Genomic DNA, 15,471 nt, shown 5'->3' on the forward strand with positions numbered 1-15,471 from the left:
GGTCATGCCCGTAACGACATCCGCCGAGGATAGTGGCAGCGACACCTTCCATATCGTCAGCTCCAACTTCGAGGGCAACGGCGTGGGAGACCCCGGTCGCCGCGGGGCCATGCACGCCACCATCACGGACATCGGCCCCGGCATCCTGCTGCGGCAGGAATGCGACAAAGCCCTCGCCAACAACCGCAAGCTCCTCTACGAGGACGAAGACGCCCTTGGCCTGCGCGGCTGGATGGGCCCCAAGAAGGGGAAGACCAAGCAGCTCACCGGCATATTCGTTGACCAGTCGCGGTTCCGCTGCGTCGGCGAATGGCGCGACAAGGCGGTATGGAACCAAGCGCCCACCACTCTCTCGCTGAGAATCGGCGACTGCGCGGTGCCGTTCATCGCCTCCTCCGTACATGCCAGCTACAGCTCCCCGGCCAGGCGCCGGCTGGAAGCGGAGCGGTGGACCACGCTCAACGACAAAGCGGCCACAGTCCCGGGCGCCTCACGCGCCTACGATCGCGACCGGCGGAAGACACCGGTGTACATGATCGGCGGCGGAGACTGGAACTCCTATCCCGAACCGGGAATGGATCACGTCAGGCTGCCGGACTGGAACGAGATCGATGACGAGCAGCACGTAGCCCACCGCAGCGTGCTGGACGCCCATGGACGCCGTATCGCGGACAGTTATCCCGATCAGATCCTGCGGACCGCGGGCCTGGAAGACGTCGCCCGGCATGCCGTTCGCACCAACGGCGCCGCCCGGCGCCAAGCCCTAGCCCCCACCTGCGGCGTGGACTGGCAGGGAGGCCGACAGCGCGTCGACCGCATCTACGCCAGCAAGCCCCTCCTCCCAGCGATCACAGACGTCAAGGTCATCGACGTGGACTGGTCCGACCACGACGTCCTGGTGGTCACGGTGAACACCCATGAGTTCATCCAGATCCTCAATCGCACGTGGCAACTCGCGCTCGCGGCCTGACCGACCCCTCTCAAGTACCCACACCAGCCGAAGGGGGTCGTGCCCCGATTTCCGCTCGGGTCTCTCGGCACAGCATCGCCCGCAATATCCCCGTAACCCCACCATCACCATCAGACAGGAAAACGTCTTGACTCACGCGAGCATGTGCACCGACCATCCCGGCTGGACCGACACCGAGTCCGGCCGCCCCTATCGGCTGCTGTCCAACGAACGGGGCACCACCTGGCTGGCCTCCTGGGACGGACAAGCCCTCGACTTCATGCCGATGGTCGGAAACGGAAGCCTCCCCGACCTCACCTACACCCATTGCCAGCGCCTTCCCCCCGCCGCGCCTCCTCAGCTCACCAACGCGCTGTCCAGCCTGGGAACGATCGTGCGCATTTCCAACCCCTCTTTGTGGGACGCCTTGTGCGTCGCGATCCTGCGACAGTGCCAGACCGCTCCCGACGCCAGCCGTGAGCTCTATGGCCGCTGGTGCACCCTCTACGGGCCCGTCCGCGAAAGCCCGCGCGGAACGCTCCACCTCGTTCCCACCCCCAAAACGCTGCTCTGCCTGCCCGACTCCGCCTTCCACAAAGCCAAAGTAGGTGTCGCCCAGGCGGGCCTGCGGTCGGCCGCCCATGCCTATCTGGCCCACGCCGAATCATGGAGACACCTGAAGGGTCGCCAGCTGGTCACCGCGCTGAGGAGCATTCACCGCGTGGGAACGTGGACCGCGGCCGCAGCAGCAGCCGACTACCTGGGCGATTTCGCCCTCTATCCCCACCACGACTTCACCTTGCGCAGCTGCGCGCACAGCGCAGCCCCTGACGCGGGTCTCCCCGTCGAGGAAGAACCCTTCGCGCGCCAGTGGACGGCTTGGGCTACCACCCCCGGTCAGCTACGCACTCTGACACTGGCCACCCTCGCCTTCGGTAACCACGCTCCCGCCACGGCCCTGGCGCGATGACGCACACGCCCCCGCTCTCACACAGCCAACCCCGACCTGACGACGCGGCCCGGGCCCGCGGGCATCTCAGCGAAGACGAAGACTTCCGCGCGGTGTGTTTCTGCGTCATCGACTTCATGGGGACGACACCGCGCGGCCACCGTCCCGAACCAATCGAACTCGGCATCCTCGCACTCCAGGACCCCCAGGGGCCCACTGCCCACCGGTTACACCTTCCGCTCGTTCATCCGCCCGCCCGAACAGGCACCGCTCACCGCCGTGGACACCGCCCAGACCGGCATCCGAGCCCAAGACCTCGCCAACGCCTCATCCGCCTCCGTGGTACTCGGGACACTCGAGTCGCACGTTGCCTACTACGCTCCGGCCAAGGCCGGATTCCTGTATGCCTACCGCGACGCCTGCCCTCGTCTGGCCGGCACTGCCCTGATCGACACCGTGCTCCTGGCCCGCGCTCTCCACCCCGGCCTGGACTCCTACCGGCTGGACGCCCTGGTCAGCCACCTCCATTTCCCGCGCACCGCCCGGCGCCACCAGGCTACGGACGACCGGAAGATCGCAGCCCGTCTCTTCCGTCAGCTTCTCGGCGACGCCGCACGCCGCGGACTGTTTGTCTCCCTGACCGACCTGATCTACGCCGCAGGCCGCCCCCCCCCGAAAACCTTGCAGCCTCACCCTTCCGGCCTTTTCTGACCTCCCGCTTCATCTGACTGGAGCAGTCCTACGTGCCTGAAGCCGTCCGCGCCCCCTCACTCGTGGCTCCCCCTGGCCCACTCGCCCCTCCGGCCGTCCGTCAAGCAGGACCCTGGCCGCGGTGGCACGGCGGCCAGGAGGTCCCCGATGGCCTTCCAATCGCGCTGGCAGAGGCGTGGCTGTTCGTGCCCGATGGGCGGATTGTTGTGCTGGCTGACGCCACGGGCACACGGTTCTGGCTCCCCAGCAGCTCTCTCCAGGACGGCGCCAGCGACCCCGCCTTCGTGAACCGTGGTGCCAGCCAGCAGGCCCAGCTCGATACCGAGACTCCTCACTACCTGGGATATGCCACATACATCCGGGAAGAGACCAAGCAACACGAGACTGGAATAAACGTGGCATACCGTACCTGCGCTGCCGTCAGCCTGGCCGCGATCGTCACCAACGTCCAGCCCAGCACTCCAACTCCTCGCCACCGTGAGGCATTCAGGCGTCTGCTTGTCACGCCACACCAGGCCGTCGCGCTCCTTGGCCTGGGACCAGCCGGCCACGATCGAGCCCGTACGGCGCTCATTGCCGCCCACGCCTTGTGGGCCGTGCCCACTGGCTCTCCATCCACCATCGACGAACTGCCGTCCGAGTGGAGCAGCGTGTGACATGGCTCCACCGACTTGCTACGCCGCAGAGAACCTCGAATTTTTCTCTCCCGGCAGCACCTGGAGGTGGTGTTCTCGGCGAGCTAGGTGCCAGCAGGTCAATCACCCGGTCGAGTGACGCCTTCTTGCTCGAATGCCCCCGGAGGCCGACGAGCCCACCACGACAGGCGAACCGCCGTCGCAGGGAACATTTGTTCGCCAGATACCCGTAACGGTGTCACATTCGGCCCCGTTATTAGAGCACCAGTACCTCAGACGCGCCCATCCGGAGGACGCCGTGGCCCCCAGTCCTGTTCCGCCGCCTGCCCTTGCCTTAATCGAACAACGTCGTTCCGGCGGGCTGACTACCGCGCTGATGAGGCTTCGTGTTGACGCTGCCGCAGGCGGCACCTTCCACCCGGAGGCGGCCTGGATGCGCGGTGACGCAGGCCAAAGGAGCCACGCCGCGTCGGCACCCTCCGCCAGCGACTGCGGCCCACAACCGGCCATGGCTGCCGTCCCGCCGGCCCGCACCGAGTGGTCCGTGCTGCCGCTCTCCCCGCTGCGGCGGCGCGGCCACCAGCTTCCTTCAGCGGAGCGGTGGTGGAGTGCGTCTGCCGGTGCCCAGGTTCTGGTCATCGCCCAGCCCGCTGCGGGGTTGGGGCAGGGGTGTTGCGCATGAAGCCGCAGAGCAAGCCGGGAGAGACGGCGAGCGGGATCTCGGACGCGGAGCATGAGCTGTTCGGGGGCCGGCTGCGCTGGGATCAGTCCTTCGTGCACCACCAAGGCGCGCTGGCCCGCATGGGGTTCGGGAAGATGGCCGCCGCACTTCCGCGCATGGTCGGGATGGTGTTACACACCGGATGGGAGGCGGACCGGCGGGCCCTGGCCGGTGTCGTTGTGGCCCAGGCCGGAGAGGGCGTGATGGCCGCGTGGGGCCTGCTGGCGGTCAACGATATCCTCACCCGGCTTTTCGCCGACGGTCCGACCGCGGACAGGCTCCGCGAGGCGCTGCCCTCCCTGATGGTGTTGGCGGCGGTGTCGGTGGGGGCGGCGCTGCTGGCGGCGTGGTCGACGGCGATGTCCGGTCGGCTGGAGCCACAGGTCGAGCGGGCCATCTCCGCCCGGTACTACCGGGCCGTCACCCGGGTGGAAGTCGAGGCGACCGAGCGGCCCGAGGTCCAACGCGTCTTGGAGGCGGGGAAGTTCGGCACCGACTCGGCACGCAACATGCTCAGACTGTCGGTGGGCGTGGGAAACGTGTTGATCAGCCTGGTGGCGGCGGCCATCGTGCTGGCCTCCCTCCACTGGGCGTTGCTTCCGATGCTGTTGGCGATCGCCCTGCCCAGGGGGTGGGGGGCGGTGCGCTCGGCGCGCCGTGAGTACACCTCACGGCTGAACTGGGTGGATCACCGGCGCGCTGTGGCCTCGCTGCTGGCGTACCTGACCAGGCCCCATGCCGCAGGTGAGATCCGCGCACACGCGGCCGGGGTGAAGCTGCTGCGCGGCTATGAGGAGATGTCGCGGCAGATGGAGGCCGAGCAGCGGCGTCTGGCGCGGGCGCAGGCGCACACTGACCTGGTCGTCGGCGGTTTCTCCGGTCTGGCGTCCCTGGGCTGCTACGGGGTGTTGTGGTGGCTGCTGACCAGTGGTGGGCTGCCGCTGGCGGTCGGCGGCACCGCGGTGGTGGCCATCCGTAATTCCACCGCGCGGCTCACCTCTTTGGTCCAGCAGGTCAACCGCCTCTACGAAGAGATGCTGTTCCTCACCGACACCCAGAACGCCACCGAGCTGGCTGCGAAGCACGCCATCCCGCAGACAGGCGCGCCACTGCCGTCCCCCGTGCAGGCCATCCATGTGGAGGACGTGTCTTTCACCTACCCCGGGGCCTCGTCCCCGTCGCTGAAGGGGGTGAGTCTGTCGGTGCGGCGGGGTGAGGTGACTGCGCTGGTCGGTGCGAACGGCTCGGGCAAGACGACTATGACCCGGATCCTCGGGGGCCTGTTGCTGCCCACCGGCGGGAACGTGTGGTGGGAAGGAGCGAGCGGCGAGCGGGGCGAGATCCGCGAGGCTGACCGCGCGGACGTGTTCGCGGCTGTCGGACTGCTCGCGCAGGATTTCCCGCGCTGGGAGATGACGGCCGCCACGAACGTGGCCATCGGCGCCGGTGACCGTCCCCGGGACATGGACCGGGTCAAGGAGGCGGCGAAGGCGGCCGACGTGCACGCGCTGATCGAGGGGCTGCCGCACCAGTGGGATTCGATCGTCTTCAAGGGATACGAGCGGGGCGTCCAGCTGTCCGGTGGTCAGTGGCAGAAGCTGGGCACCGCGCGCAGCAGGTACAGGGGAGCGCCGTTTTTCCTGGTCGATGAGCCCACCTCGGCGCTGGATCCGCATGCGGAGATCGCCGCTTTCGAGCGGCTGTGGAGCCTGGCCGAGGACGGTAACGCGATCGTCCTGGTCACCCACCGTCTCGCCGCGACCGCGAAGGCCGACCGCATCTACGTCCTCGACCAGGGGCTCATCGTCGAAGAGGGCACCCACGACCAGCTCATGGCGCGCGGGGAGGGTCTGTATCGGGAGATGTTCCAGGCCCAGGCCGCCCAGTACGGGCTGGCCTCACCACCGGCAGGCGACCTCCCCGCACCGCGCCGCAGCGCCGAGCCTCAGCACAGGCAGGCCCGGTGAAGCCCGCCCGCTGCCAAACTCCCCTGCTCTGTGGACTCCGAGGTGACGACATGCCGCCCAGCCGCTCCCACATCCGCAGCACCCTCGAGGCGTACCTCGCCCGCCATCCGGGCGAGCGCGCCGGGCTCGACACCCTCCTCGCGGCTCTCGGCCGCCCCGCCGACCCGACCAGCCGCACTACCCTTCCCGGTCACATCACCTGCAGTGCCATCGTGATCGACGACACTGACCGAGTTCTGCACATTCACCACCAAGCCGGCGGCAAGGTTTCCACCCTCGACGGCCACAACGAGCCCGGTGACCACACGCTCGCAGCGGCGGCCCTGCGTGCACTGCACGAGGAGGCAGGCATCCCGCCCGGCGCGGTGGTCCCGTGGCCGGGGCTGGACGGCCTGCCCCTCGACATCGGCGTGCACGAAGTCGACGCCGGCCCGGCCAGGGGCACGCCGGCCCACCACCACTACGACCTGCGTTTCTGCTTCCGGCTCCGCCGCGTCGATGCGGCCATCGCCCTTCAGGCCGAAGCTGTCTCCGAACGGGAGTGGCGTCCCATCGACCGCGTCGCCGCGCCGACGCTGCGCGACAAACTCCTCAAGCTCGGCACAGCGGCGCCCGCGGGTGAGCCGGTGAACGCCTCGGCGCTGATCTACAACGACCAGGGCCAGTACCTGCTGCATCTGCGCGACCATCTGCCAGGCGTCATGTGGGAGCCAGGAGCCTGGTCGCTCCTCGGCGGTGGCCGCGAACCGCAGGACCGGACGCTGGAGGAGACCGTCCGGCGGGAGCTGAGGGAAGAGGCGGGTCTCCATGTCCCCGTCTTGCGGCCGTTCGCCGTCGAGGAGGCGCGAGGGAGCGACGGCGCCAGCATCCCCATCGCCGTCTACGCGGGCCGGTGGAACGGAAATCCCGCCGACCTCACGCTCACCGAAGGGGTGATGCTCCACTGGTTCGCCCCGGACGTCCTCCCTCGCCTTCGGATCAGTTCCTCCACCCTCGACCTGGTGTACCGCCACGCCACGAGCGGGCCCGAGGGCGAACACGAAGCCGTCCGCCCCGATACGTCGCGGGAGGCCGCCGAGCCCCTTGGCTCGTGCCGGCCGCCGACACTGCCTCCGGCGGCGGCGTCGACCGTGCTGAACGTCGTCGGCGTCCACCTCTATCTGGAAGACTCCGACGGCAGGGTGCTGCTGGGCCTGCGTCACCCCAACTCGGCCTACGCCGCTTCGATGTACCACTTCCTGGCAGGACACTGCGAGCAGGAATCCGCCCTGGCCTGTCTCCTCCGCGAAGCGCAGGAAGAGGCAGGGCTGCGGATCGAGGCCGACGATGTTGAACTCGCGCACGTCGTCCACCTCGTGGACACCCCCGGCGACCGGCCCCGGATGCAGCTCGTATTCCGGGCCCACCGCTGGGAAGGCACCCCAGAGGTCCGGGAGCCCGACAAGTGCACCAGATGGAGCTTCTGGCATCCCGACAAGCTCCCAGCGCAGACCGTGGCCTACACCCGGGCAGCCATCGAGGGCATCCGCGCACAGCGCCTCTACACGGAGATGGGCTGGGCATGACCGCTGAAAAGACCACCCGCGCCCGCCACACGGGCACGCAGGAGGGCTCATCACCCCGGCAGGGCCCGGACCCGGCCGACCGGGACAAGCAGCTCAAGACCGGCGCCGGAAGACAAAGCGGCGGCCACACGGGCGGCGGCGGTCGCCCGGCTGAAGGCGGACGGCGACCTCGTGGCCCCGGCCCGGTGTACGAGGCCCTGCTCGCGCTGCCGCGTGAGGTCCTGATGCCGCAGGCGTACGTGCGGCGCAGCGCCCCGGACGAGAAGTCGCGCCTCCAACGGCACTCACAAAGCCCTGACCACCAACCTCACGACCACAAGGAGCAGCCTCGGTGGGATACACGCACCAAGCCGAATGGCACGACCACTACGCCAGCGGCAAGCGCTTCCGGACTCTGACCGCCTCCGAACGCGCCATACTGAATACCGCTCTTCGCCCCGCTGACCCCGCCGTCGCCCTGGACGTGGGCTGCGGAGTCGGCGAACTCGCCCTCTACCTCCACGAGATGGGGTACTCCGTCGACGCCGTGGACTACGCGGAGTCAGCCGTCGAACTCGCCGCCGCTCAGGCTCCGGACGACGCAGACGTGCGCTTCCTGCGCCACGACATCGAACGCGACAACCTCGCCGCCCTGCCCCATGACACGTACGACCTGATCACCTTCCGCCTGAGCTACGCCTTCCTCCACAACCGCACCTGGCTCCTGAACCGCCTACGCGAGCATCTGCGCCCCGGCGGCACGATCTGCATCATCACCCCGCTCGCGGACACCGTCTCCGCAGACCGGCGCGACATCGCCCTCGACGAAAACGAGATCGCCCTGGCCACAGCCGGATGGACCACGGCCGCCCGATTCGAAGCCGACGGCATGACCGTACTGGTGCTCCGGGAACCCGCCGCTGGTCCGGTGTCCGTCGCCGACAAGCCACACCCCGCGCCACAGGGCCTCATCGGCGCAGGTGTCGTGGTCACCGACGAGCACGGCCGCGTGCTGCTTGGCCGCTCCGTACACGGAGTCTGGGAACTTCCCGGCGGCAAACCCGACCCCGGTGAGTCCTTGGAGCAGGCAGCCGTACGCGAGCTGGCCGAGGAGACCGGACTGAGCGCCTCGGCGGACGACGCGCACGTCCTCGCCTTCCTGATGGACACCACCTCCGACATCCCGCGCCTCACCGCCGCCGTGCGCGTCACAGGCCACCACGGCACCCCCACCGTGACCGAACCCGACCTGTTCCACCGCTGGGAATGGCACTGGCCCGCCGACCTCCCCGCTCTCACCGGCACGCTGTTCACACCCTCCGCACACGTGCTGAACACCGTCTGGCCCGGGCTCCTCACCTGGCTGCCGCCCGTGCACCGCAACCTCGTCCGCCAGCCCACCCCACCCGAGGCTCCCCAGCAGGCACGCGAAGCCAACCGACTGCGCCAGGAAATGACCGACCAGCTGATCCACCAGGGCTACATCGACAACGCCTCCGTCGAAGCGGCCTTCCGCCGCGTGCGCCGCCACCTCTTCCTCCCCGGGGTCGCATTGGAAACGGTGTACGACGCGGCCGACGCGGTCATCACCACCAAACGCGACCGCAACGGCCGGGCCACCAGCTCCGTCTCGGCGCCCTGGGTGCAGGCCGTCATGCTCCGCGAGGCCGCGCTCCACCCCGGACAGACCGCGCTGGAGATCGGCTCCGGCGGCCCCAACGCCGCGCTCATGCAGGAACTCGTCAGCCCCGACGGACTGATCACCACCATGGACATCGACCCATTCGTCATCGAACGCGCGGCACGGTTCCTGCCCGCCGCAGGGTACGACCGGGTGCGGGTTGTGCTGGGCGACGGCGAGCACGGTGCTCCCGGCCTCACAGACAAGGACTCCCTCGACGCGATCATCGTGACCGTCCAGGCCACCGACATTCCGCCGGCCTGGATCACCCCACTTATTGAGGGCGGGCGCCTCGTGGTCCCGCTGAAAATTCACGGATACAGCTGGGCCATCGCCTTCGACAAACGCGGCGACCAGCTGGTCAGCCGGTCGTACACGGTGTGCGGATTCGTCCCCATGCAAGGTGCCGGCGCCCGCGAAGAAGACGCCGTATCCCTGCGCGGCGGAGAAGTTCGCGTACGTTTCCCCGAGGGAGGCACAGCGGACGCCGAGCAGCTCGCCCAGGCCCTGGAATCACCGCGGCACGAGCGGTGGACCGGCGTCACCATCCCCGGCAACACCCCCTTCGACAAGCTCATGCTGTGGCTCGCCACCACACTGGACGGCTTCTGCCGCCTGGCCGTCGACCCCGAACTCGACACAGGGATCGTCGACCGCCCCAAGGGCTGGGACGCAGCGGCCATCGTCCGCGACGGCTCCCTCGCCCGCCTACTGAACCGGCAGACCGGGCCCTCGACATGGGAGTGGGGCATCCACGCCTACGGACCATCCGCAGAGCAGCTCGCTGAGGAGATGGCCCAGCAAGTCCTCGTCTGGGACCGCAAGCACCACATCAGCGACGCTCCCCTCCTGACGGTCCACTCCGTCCTCGACGAGGACACCAAGCCGAGCGGCGCCCGCACCCTCGTGAAGAGGCACGCCCGCTTCGACTTCGACTGGACGCACCCGCACCACGTCGACAGCGCCTGATGACCAGTCCTCTGTCTCGTGCGCGCTCCACCGGGGCACGGAACTTCTTCATGGCCTCTTGGCACGACGTCCATCGCTCATTTCGTCGGGAAGACGTGCCATGCCATGCTCAGTCTGGAGGAAACCCGATGCCGTTGAACGTCCCGCGACATCACCGCTGGCCCCGTCGCCCTCCCGGTGAGCCGGATGTGATCGGCCAGGCCCGCCTCGGCGAGCTGGGCGTCCACGGTGTGGCGGAATTGGGTGGCGCAGGCGCGGACATCGGTGGCGGCGATCTCGTTGACCAGCGCGATCGCACCCGGCCAGGGCAGCGGCGGCGCTTCCGTCCGTGGTCGACGGCAGGAACAGCGGGGGCTGGCCCGGGACCGGGCGAGTGTGGTCGCCGAGTCCCTGTTCACTCCCTCCCCACAGTAGCCTTCAAGGCTCGAGCCAGCCCCCGGTGGCCCTATCGGCTGTCATGCAATTGGGCTCTGCCGGAGATCTTGTGATGCGGTCCGGCTGAGCTGTGCATCTGCCGGGTGCGCGGTTCAGGAGATTTGAGCGGTTACCGACACACTGCTTGGGTGGAGCCGCCCGGCATTGGTCGGCCGACACCTCGCGCAGGCCCGGCTCGTTACGCCGCTCCGTACGAACGGAATTCGGCGAGCGGATCAGTGACGGCCTCGCGCCACCGTTCGCGGTGGCCGCTCGCATGGAGCCGGTAGTACACCGTCTCTCGCCGCCCCGTCTCAGCCACACCGTCGTGGTCACCAATGTTGTGGGCAAGCAGGTAGTGTGCGAACAGCACGCTGCCCGCGCTGCCGACGGCCTGTGTCGGCTCACCGAGTTCGATCTTCGGATAGGGGCCTGGATTCATCTCCTCGACCCGAGTCAGGGCCTCCGCGCCGAATTCGGCGAGGTACTGTCCGAAACGCAGATGGGTGCCGGGCCAGACCCACAGGTTCCCCCGGTGCCGCCGGTCATGATCGGTGAGCCATACACCAGCCAGCAGCGAGAACGTCCCTGGACGTCCATCCGCTTCACCCGGCGTCAGGCCGTCGACGTGCGGCCCACCCGGCGGGTGCGGCCAGGGCGGGATCGTTGTGGCCACCTGTGCGGAATCGGGATCCTGCACGGCCAAGTCCGTACGCAGTAGCTGGTCGGCGAGCTTTCCAATGCCCGTCTCCTGATAGAAGGAGAGCAGCGGATGGCCGGTTGAGGTGAAGCGCGGCCATAGGAAGTACGGTCCGACGTGGTCGTCGGCGTAGGGCTTCCGCTCCAGCATGGCAGCGACCACTCGGCGTCCCTGGGCGATCTGTTCGTCGCTGAGCACCCCGGGGATCACTACGAATCCGTGCTGACGGAACGCGGTCATGATCTCGCCAGTGATGGTCACCATGCAGTTCAGTGCATCAAGCGGCGTATCCCCCAGCAACCGAATTACCTTGCCGTCCAAGCCCACACGCCATCGCAGCCGGCGCCGGTACGTGATGTTGGGTGTTCAACGCTGTGTAGTACGCATCGGCGGAGTAGGTCGAGATTGGCCGGCCGAACCCCATCCGCTTGAGGAGACGCGCGTCACGTGTCCCACGACCTGGCGGGAACTGGCAACCTGTGGCAGGGCGCCGCCGATCTGCCGTCTCATGTTCGATGGGCCTCGGGATCGCCCGCTCCTGCTTGAGGAAGATCGTCTATCCGTACTCTTCCTACACTCACCGCCGGACCATCCTGCCCCCGGACACCACGAGACGAACGTTGCACAGGGCTCCGAGGTCCGTGAGCGGGTCTCCGTCTACGGCGAGGATGTCGGCGCGGTGGCCTTCGGCGAGACGTCCGGTGTCAGTGATGCCCAGGGCTTGGGCAGCGTCCGCTGTGACCATGTCGATGATCTTGTCGTTGGTTAGCCCGAGGTACTGGTAGAACTCGAGAGCGCTGACGATCTTGTCGAAGGCCGCGCGGGGCACGCCGGCGTCGGTGCCCGCGATCATGGGAATACCGAGGCGGGCCATCCATCGCATGGAGCTGAACATTTCTTCTGCCCTCTGGTGACCGACCCTTTCGGCGAGGGCCCTCCAGTTGGGGCTGGTGGCCGGGCAGACCGAGATGCCTTGCGTCTTGATCTTTTCGGCAAGGTCCTCGCGGAGATCGAAGTCGCCCTCCTCGCTCATCCAGGTGCAGTGTTCGATAGTCGCCACGCCAGCGTTGACCGCTGCCTCGATGCCGTCGGTGCCGTGTGCATGGACGGCCACGGGAAGGCCGTGGCGTCCGGCTTCTTCCACCGTGACGCGGAGCTGGTGTTCGGTGAACTGGTTCTGCCAGATGGCGGGGCCGTCCTTGGTCATACCGCCGCCGGTGCCCATGATCTTGATGACATCCGCTCCCCGGTCCGCGTTATGGCGCACCATGTCACGGATAGCGTCCTCGTCGGCGACTTCTCCTCCGAAGACGTACAGGTGTCCTCCGGGGGAGGTCAGTGGTGTGGCTGAGGACAGGATGCGTGGGCCGGGCAGCGTTGTGTCGTTGATGGCGTCGCGGAGGCGGATGACCAGGCCGTTGCGGTCTCCGAGGTCGCGCACGGTGGTGACGCCGCTATGCAGGAGCTGCTGTGCGCGTTCGGCCATGCCCTCCAGCAGCGCATCGTCGTCGGTCTTCTGTACGGCGGTGAGGGGGTCGTTGCTGGCGTCGAAGATCAGGTGGACATGCGAGTCGATCAGGCCCGGCAGCAGCGTGCCGTGTGGGAAGGCTGTGGGGGGCAGTCCCGTGGGGGCGAGCCGTTCGATTTCCTCACGTGGTCCGACCGCGGCGATCCTGCCGCCTCGCACCAGTACAGCACCGTCGGGAATGAAGGATCCGTTGGGGCCGGTGATGACCCGGCTGGCTGTGATCAGTGATTCGGTCATGCTGCCACTCCTTAATCGTTGTTTGCGCCCGTTGACTGGGGTGCCGGGCCAGGTGATTCACCGTGGGGGGTGGTTGTGGTGCGCGATTGGCTGGCTGTTCAGGGCTTGTGAGAGGAGAACGAGTTGCCGTACGTCGGCGTCGAGGCTGTCTTCACCGGGCTGGGCGACGGCTACGGCTCGTGCAGGCTCGGCCTCGTCGACCGCTTGGGTCCGCAGGGCTGACCGCAGATGGCCGGCGAGAACTTCGGGGGGCGCATCCTGCGGCACGCCGAGCTGGGCAAGGTAGGGGCTGAGGTGTACCAGGCCGTCGCGGCATTCCAGGGCCCGGCGGTAGTAGCGGTAGTGGGTGCCGCGCAGGAACAGCCGGTCGCGCCAGCCGCTGGTGGGCACACGGTTGAGGGCGTGCTGGGGGAACGCGTCGTGCAGTGCTTCCCATAGCGGGCGCATGCGTTGATACGCGCGGCGGTGCTGCAGCCAGATCCGCGCACTCGCCACCCGCATGGCGACGCTGGAGTAACTGACGCCGACGACGAATAGCGGGATCGCGAGCGCCAGGAGGACGTGGGAACCGCTGTTCAGCCATCCGGGCACATGCGCACCGCGCCACCGTGTGACGTCGATGGCGATGCGGCCGACGTTCGCCGCCACCAGGGCCGTGAGGGCGCCCGCTGTGAGCCATAGTCCCGTGGCCAGAGGGCGGAGCGAGATGCGGGCGTAGCGCCACGTCCACCGTAGTGCCGCGGCGAACGCGTAGACCAGGTAGAGCAGGGCGGTCACGTAGAACACGGCTACTGGTGTTCTCGTCATGTCGGCGGTGGCGAAGCCCCGGCCTCTGATGTTGTCCGGTGTGGTGAGGGTCGTTGTGACGAGGACGGCGATGGCCAGTGCCAGTGGCAGTGCCTCCCATCGGGCACGGCGGCTGGCTGTTTGCCGCTCTTCAGCGGAGAAGAGATAGACGCACATCAGCCAGTAGACCGCGGCCAGAAGCAGCACGTTCTGGACCAGCCGAGCGGAGCCCAGGCCCGTCAGGTGGTCGACGAGGCCGGCCCAGGTGTCCAGGCCCAGGGTGATGGTCGCCGCCGTGCAGGTGACGCAGAGAGCTATCGCGCGCAGCGTAAGGTCGCGAGGCGCCCGAGCGAGCTGGAGCAGCTTCCAGAGGGCGGCGAGGTGGAGGATCGCGGCCGTGATGAGGGAGCGTGTCACAGCCACCCCAGCCGGTCTCCGAGGGCCGTCTGAACCCGGTCGAGGGACGGGGTGGAGGCCGGCCGCGGGGCGACTCGGTCCAGGACCGAGGCCCACTCCATGATGATCGTGGCGACCAACTCGGCTTGGCGTTCGTGCTCTTCGTCGTATGCGGTGCGCCGCAAGAGCCGTTTCACCGCTTTGGCTGAGAGGTTGGGGACCGCCGTCTTCCACAGTTCGTCGTCGAACGCGTCGCTGTGGTGGTCCGCGAGGATGTGGCCCACCTCGTGGAGGATGATGTGCCGCTGGTGACTTGCGGTGGTCTCCTGCTGGTACAGGATGTAGTCAGTGGACGGGGCGGCGATCCATGCGCCGAAGGGTCCCGGTACCGGAAGTGCGTGTGGGACCAGCCGGATAGGGCGGCCGCGTCGCTCGCCGAGTTTCTGGCAGAGCGTTTCCACTCGCAAGGGGGGCTGGATGCCAAGGGCTCGCAGTTCTCGCTTGCAGCGTCTGCGAAGCTCTCGTTCTTTCACGTTGATTCTCCTGCACACGACCCCCGTCGCGACAGCAGCACCCCCTCTTCACGGCATGACGTCGCCTCAGACGCGTCAGTCGTGATGCTCTGCCTGCTCCAACCTGTAGACGACGTCCAGCAGGTCCATTACCTGCTTCCGTCCTTTATCCGACAGCTCGCCGGCACGCATGGCCATCAACTTGATGTCGCCGTTCTCGAACGCCTCGTTGACGCTGGCCTGCTCGGCAGCCATTTGCGCCAGCTTCCCGTCGACCTCTCCGGCGACCGTGTCGTCGAAGAAGTAGGCGACAGGCACGCCGAAGAAGTTCGCCAGTGCCTGCAAGTGGCGCATGGTCGGGTTGTCCTTCTTACCCTTCCGCAGCTGCCAGATGTAACTCTGGGAGATAGTGATCCCCGTCTTGGAGATCGCCTGGGCCACGTACTCGTTGCTGTGCTCCCGGCCGTCGTCGGTGATCGCCTGGAACAGTTTGTTGATCTTGTCCGCCAGGGTGCGGGTCGGTTCGCTCACCACTTCCCCTCTCGATTGCCAATCCGCGAGTGTACACGAGTGGAGACGACACAGACTGGCACCTTCACGACAGTTGAGCGGACAGCGATCTCGGTATAGGGTCACTCATCAGCGGCTTCCACTGAGGTGGAACGTCGAGGGAATGACATCTATATGCGAGTGGAAGTAATGACCGAGCCCCAGGACTCGCCTCCGGCAACAGAGGCGGACAGCCCCGGATGCCGGACCCTCGGCACCGAGG

General features: G+C 67.8%; 12 protein-coding genes. 6 read left to right on the top strand and 6 right to left on the bottom strand.

Going from position 1 to position 15,471, the window contains the following annotated elements; genetic code table 11:
• The first annotated feature begins 4 nt into the window (after nt 1-4).
• From ACK1X7_RS31015 to fxlM, 6 genes are all read left to right on the top strand, one after another.
• Nucleotides 5-970 carry an endonuclease/exonuclease/phosphatase family protein gene (locus tag ACK1X7_RS31015; protein WP_413115923.1) on the top strand — a complete coding sequence of 322 codons (966 nt, stop codon included), beginning with the start codon at nt 5-7 and terminating at the stop codon, nt 968-970.
• A gap of 142 nt (nt 971-1,112) precedes the next feature.
• On the top strand, nt 1,113-1,919 hold the full coding sequence (locus ACK1X7_RS31020; protein WP_413115924.1) for a hypothetical protein: 807 nt from the start codon (nt 1,113-1,115) through the stop codon (nt 1,917-1,919).
• Between the two features lie 195 nt (nt 1,920-2,114).
• Complete coding sequence (locus ACK1X7_RS31025; protein WP_413116919.1) at nt 2,115-2,609, top strand: 3'-5' exonuclease; 495 nt, start codon at nt 2,115-2,117, stop codon at nt 2,607-2,609.
• 1,313 nt (nt 2,610-3,922) lie between these two features.
• Nucleotides 3,923-5,932, top strand: a complete 2,010-nt coding sequence (locus tag ACK1X7_RS31030) for an ABC transporter ATP-binding protein (protein WP_413115925.1) — start codon at nt 3,923-3,925, stop codon at nt 5,930-5,932.
• Nucleotides 5,933-5,982: 50 nt separating this feature from the next.
• Complete coding sequence (locus ACK1X7_RS31035) at nt 5,983-7,497, top strand: NUDIX hydrolase (RefSeq protein WP_413115926.1); 1,515 nt, start codon at nt 5,983-5,985, stop codon at nt 7,495-7,497.
• Nucleotides 7,498-7,828: 331 nt separating this feature from the next.
• Complete coding sequence (gene fxlM, locus ACK1X7_RS31040; RefSeq protein ID WP_413115927.1) at nt 7,829-10,126, top strand: methyltransferase, FxLD system; 2,298 nt, start codon at nt 7,829-7,831, stop codon at nt 10,124-10,126.
• A 77-nt stretch (nt 10,127-10,203) separates the two neighbouring features.
• On the opposite strand, the gene ACK1X7_RS31045 is transcribed toward fxlM, so the two are convergent.
• The 6 genes from ACK1X7_RS31045 to ACK1X7_RS31070 form a co-directional block, all read right to left on the bottom strand.
• On the bottom strand, nt 10,204-10,524 hold the full coding sequence (locus ACK1X7_RS31045; protein ID WP_413115928.1) for a hypothetical protein: 321 nt from the start codon (nt 10,522-10,524) through the stop codon (nt 10,204-10,206).
• A gap of 215 nt (nt 10,525-10,739) precedes the next feature.
• Nucleotides 10,740-11,561, bottom strand: coding sequence for a phytanoyl-CoA dioxygenase family protein (locus ACK1X7_RS31050; RefSeq protein ID WP_413115929.1), 822 nt, complete (start codon nt 11,559-11,561; stop codon nt 10,740-10,742).
• Nucleotides 11,562-11,817: 256 nt separating this feature from the next.
• Nucleotides 11,818-13,005 (bottom strand): amidohydrolase family protein, encoded by a 1,188-nt coding sequence (locus tag ACK1X7_RS31055; protein WP_413115930.1) that lies wholly within the window; start codon nt 13,003-13,005, stop codon nt 11,818-11,820.
• 57 nt (nt 13,006-13,062) lie between these two features.
• Nucleotides 13,063-14,214, bottom strand: coding sequence for an MAB_1171c family putative transporter (locus ACK1X7_RS31060; protein WP_413115931.1), 1,152 nt, complete (start codon nt 14,212-14,214; stop codon nt 13,063-13,065).
• Nucleotides 14,205-14,648: a hypothetical protein gene (locus tag ACK1X7_RS31065; protein ID WP_413116920.1), complete on the bottom strand. Its 444-nt coding sequence runs from the start codon at nt 14,646-14,648 to the stop codon at nt 14,205-14,207. The genes ACK1X7_RS31060 and ACK1X7_RS31065 overlap by 10 nt, the downstream gene beginning before the upstream one ends.
• A 147-nt stretch (nt 14,649-14,795) precedes the next feature.
• Complete coding sequence (locus ACK1X7_RS31070) at nt 14,796-15,230, bottom strand: helix-turn-helix domain-containing protein (RefSeq protein ID WP_413115932.1); 435 nt, start codon at nt 15,228-15,230, stop codon at nt 14,796-14,798.
• Nucleotides 15,231-15,471 lie beyond the last annotated feature (241 nt).

It is taken from the genome of Streptomyces sp. CY-1 (assembly GCF_047218265.1).
Classification (GTDB): Bacteria; Actinomycetota; Actinomycetes; order Streptomycetales; family Streptomycetaceae; genus Streptomyces; species Streptomyces niphimycinicus.